The sequence below is a fragment of the Allobosea sp. CER48 genome, assembly GCF_044752385.1.
GTDB lineage: Bacteria > Pseudomonadota > Alphaproteobacteria > Rhizobiales > Beijerinckiaceae > Allobosea.
The window spans coordinates 1-2,478 of sequence record NZ_JBIWYK010000449.1 but is presented as its reverse complement, the minus strand read 5'-3'; the positions used below and the strand labels follow the sequence as shown (position 1 = coordinate 2,478).

Annotated in this window: 4 protein-coding genes; 2 read left to right on the top strand and 2 right to left on the bottom strand. The window is 67.4% G+C overall.

Annotated elements, in window-relative coordinates:
* Positions 1-415, top strand: a 415-nt coding sequence (locus ACIPIA_RS14190; RefSeq protein WP_400510477.1) for a PhzF family phenazine biosynthesis protein, incomplete at its 5' end; no start/stop codon positions are given.
* Here ACIPIA_RS14190 and ACIPIA_RS14185 read toward each other — a convergent pair.
* Both ACIPIA_RS14185 and ACIPIA_RS14180 read right to left on the bottom strand, forming a co-directional pair.
* Entirely contained in the window at positions 412-771 is a 360-nt protein-coding gene (locus ACIPIA_RS14185; RefSeq protein ID WP_400510476.1) for an MmcQ/YjbR family DNA-binding protein, read from the bottom strand. The two genes, ACIPIA_RS14190 and ACIPIA_RS14185, sit on opposite strands and share 4 nt — an antisense overlap.
* A 7-nt stretch (positions 772-778) precedes the next feature.
* Positions 779-1,846 (bottom strand): malate/lactate/ureidoglycolate dehydrogenase, encoded by a 1,068-nt coding sequence (locus tag ACIPIA_RS14180; protein WP_400510475.1) that lies wholly within the window; start codon positions 1,844-1,846, stop codon positions 779-781.
* A 202-nt stretch (positions 1,847-2,048) separates the two neighbouring features.
* On the opposite strand from ACIPIA_RS14180, the gene ACIPIA_RS14175 reads away from it, so the two are divergent.
* The gene (locus ACIPIA_RS14175; RefSeq protein ID WP_400510474.1) at positions 2,049-2,438 is read left to right on the top strand and encodes a HesB/IscA family protein; all 390 of its coding nucleotides are present in this window, start codon (positions 2,049-2,051) and stop codon (positions 2,436-2,438) included.
* Positions 2,439-2,478: the final 40 nt, after the last annotated feature.

Here is a 2,478-nt window from a genome sequence, read left to right as displayed (position 1 = left end):
TGTCCAGGCCTCGCTCGGCGTCAAATTCGTTCTGGCGCAGGTCGCGGCCGATGCGGTTGCGAAGGCTGGGCCCGATCTCGCCGCCTTCCGCAAGCTCGAAAGCCAGCACGCGGAACTGCAGGGGCGGCTGTCGCTGTTCCTCTACGCCCGTGACGGCAACGACATCCGGGCGCGAATGTTCGCGCCGCTCGCCGGCACCTGGGAAGACCCGGCCACCGGCAGCGCCAGCGCCACGCTCGGCGCACTGCTGCTATCCCTCGATGGCGGCGAAGCGGCGGCCTATAAGATCACCCAGGGAGTCGAAATGGGCCGCCCGAGCCTGCTGAACGTGACGTCGCGTCGCGTCGCCGACGGCTATCGCTCGCGGGTCGGGGGGGCCTCGACGCCGATGTTCCGTGGCGAGGCGCTGCTCTAGCCGAGCCCGAGCCCGGCGCGCACCCGCTTCGTCAGTCCAGCGGCGACGAGGCGGTGGCTCTCGCGCAGATAGTCCTGCAGGGCATCGTCGGGCATGCTCTCGCCGGTCAGCCACTGGATCCATTTCATGCCGCGCGAAGCGAGATAGGGCGCAGGCCTCAGGCCGGGCTGCTCCTTGAGGATGTCGAAGGCCATCGGCGAGCACTTGAAGCTCACCGCCATCTCGCCATCCGCCTGCTGCCGCGCGATGGCGAAGACTTTCTCGCCGACCTTCCAGACATCGGCGCCACCCCACTGCACGACGTGGTTCGTCGCAGCCAGCGAGGCACAGAAGGCGGTGTAGGTCTGCGGCGACATGCCGGCTTCAGTAGCTGTCGGCGTCAATGCCGTGGCGCGCCGCGGCGGCCTTGATCTGCGACCAGGTCTCATCGTCGAGCGGGATACCGGCGGCAGCCCGCTCGGCCCGGACGTTGCGCTCCTTGTCGCCAGGCGCCAGCACCGGGTTGCCGGGATCCTGCGGCTTCGCCGCGCGCACGAAGGCGAGGTAGCTTTCGGTGCGGCTCTTGCGCAGCGCCGCGTCCGGCTCCAGCCGCGCGGGATCGATGATCACGCCGAAGAGCGAATTGATGATCCAGCTCTTCTGCGGCTTCTCGTCGATGCGGGCGGCGCCCATCAGTCCGGCCGAGAGCAGCTCGGCGATCAGCGAGAGGCCGGCCCCCTTGTGGTCGCCGAAAGGCAGGAGCGCGCCAAGCGGGTGGTCCGGGCTCGCGAAGACATGGGCCGGGTCGGTCGTCGGCCGGCCCTCGCCATCGATGATGTAGCCAGGCGGCACCTGCTCGCCCTTGTTCAGCGCGACGCGTGCCTTGCCATGGGCCATGCGGCTGGTGGCGAAATCGAGAATGAGCGGCTCGCCCTCGGGAACGGGAATGCCGATCGCATGCGGATTGGTGCCGAAGCGCGCCTCCTTGGCAGCGTGCGGCGCCACGATCGGCGGGCGACCGGCAACGTTCACCCAGAAGAACGAGATCAGCCCGGCTTCTGCCGCGACCTCGGCATAATGGCCGATGCGGCCGATATGATGCGAATCGAGCAGGTTCACGATCGCGACGCCGCCGGCCTTGGCCATCGCCACGGCGCGGTCCACCGCATTGCGCGCATTCGGCTGACCGAGTGCGACGGCGCCGTCGATGATGAGGAAGGGCGCGGCATCGACACGTGTCTGCGGCTGCGACTCCGGGCTGAGATTGCCATCCGCCAGCGACTGGAAATAGAGCGGGATCATGCCGACGCCATGGCTGTCATGCCCGCTCAGATTGGCGAGCACGAGGTGATCGGCGGTCTCGCGTGCCTCGGCTTCCGTCCAGCCGGCCTTCACGACCATGTCTTGGACGAGGGCACGCAGCGAATCGGGACGGTGCAGGCGATGCGGCATGGTTCTTCCGGGAGTTGGGCAGGCGAGGTGATGCGCCAGAGTGCATGTCAGGGCCGGATACGCAATCCGCCTCGCGTGGAGGCAGCGAGGCTCAGATTGCATGGCGCGTCGGCGCCATCTCGACGCGCGGCATGGCAATCCCTATGTTAGAGGAACAATCTTGCTTCACCGGGCCTTGAACCCGGTCGAGGAGGGACGAGGAATGTTTTCGATACCGGGCCTGAAGGTCATCTCGCTGACCGACGCCGCCGCTGCCCGCATCCTTGAGATCATGTCGCACTCGGCTGGCGACGAAGCGCCGGCGCTCGGCTTGCGCGTAGGCGTCAAGAAGGGCGGCTGCGCCGGGATGGAGTACACCTTCGAGATAGCCCGCGCGATCAACAAGGGCGACGAAGTCGTGACCGAGAAGGATGCGACGGTGGTCGTCGATGCCAAGGCGGTGCTCTTCCTGCTCGGCACGGAGCTCGACTTCAAGACCGACCGCTTCTCCTCGACCTTCGTGTTCAACAATCCAAACCAGGTTTCGGCCTGTGGCTGCGGCGAGTCCGTCGAGATCAAGCCGCGGAACGAAAGCGCTCTCGCGGCCTCCTGATCGGTGGACGCGGCCGCGATCAGGCAGCTGTTCGCAGCGG

Bases quoted from the DNA above. Each gene is read 5' to 3' on its own strand.
- ACIPIA_RS14185 (WP_400510476.1), bottom strand. From the start codon at position 771: ATGTCGCCGCAGACCTACACCGCCTTCTGTGCCTCGCTGGCTGCGACG.
- ACIPIA_RS14180 (WP_400510475.1), bottom strand. From the start codon at position 1,846: ATGCCGCATCGCCTGCACCGTCCCGATTCGCTGCGTGCCCTCGTCCAA.
- ACIPIA_RS14175 (WP_400510474.1), top strand. From the start codon at position 2,049: ATGTTTTCGATACCGGGCCTGAAGGTCATCTCGCTGACCGACGCCGCC.